1 protein-coding gene is annotated in these 726 nt (G+C 43.7%); it reads left to right on the forward strand.

Annotation, left to right across the window (positions count from 1 at the left end; translation table 11 throughout):
• Positions 1–726, forward strand: a 726-nt coding sequence (locus D8863_RS10560) for an HAD-IC family P-type ATPase (protein WP_142999490.1), incomplete at both ends; no start/stop codon positions are given.

Here is a 726-nt window from a genome sequence, read left to right on the forward strand (position 1 = left end):
CCTATGGTCGTGGTCTTGGTGTTGTCGTCAATACAGGTATGTACACGGAAGTTGGTCATATCGCTGGCATGCTCCAAGATGCGGATGAGACGGATACACCACTCAAACAAAACTTGAACAACCTTTCTAAGGTCTTGACCTATGCTATTTTGGTCATTGCCCTTGTTACTTTTGTAGTTGGAGTCTTCATTCAAGGTAAAGATCCACTTGGTGAGTTGATGACCTCTGTTGCACTTGCTGTTGCAGCCATTCCAGAAGGACTCCCAGCTATCGTGACCATCGTTCTTGCCCTTGGTACTCAAGTTTTGGCAAAACGAAACTCTATCGTTCGTAAGTTGCCAGCAGTAGAAACACTTGGTTCAACTGAGATCATCGCTTCTGATAAGACTGGTACGCTTACCATGAACAAGATGACCGTCGAAAAAGTCTTCTATGATGCAGTCCTACATGATTCAGCTGATGACATTGAACTAGGTCTTGAAATGCCTCTTCTTCGTTCAGTTGTTTTGGCTAATGATACTAAGATTGATGCAGAAGGAAACCTAATCGGGGATCCAACCGAAACAGCCTTTATCCAGTATGCCTTGGATAAGGGCTATGATGTTAAAGGATTTTTAGAAAAATATCCTCGTGTAGCTGAATTGCCATTTGACTCAGATCGTAAACTCATGTCAACGGTTCACCCATTGCCAGATGGGAAATTCTTAGTGGCAGTCAAGGGAGCTC

Source organism: Streptococcus oralis, assembly GCF_003943825.1.
GTDB classification, from domain to species: Bacteria; Bacillota; Bacilli; order Lactobacillales; family Streptococcaceae; genus Streptococcus; species Streptococcus oralis_CD.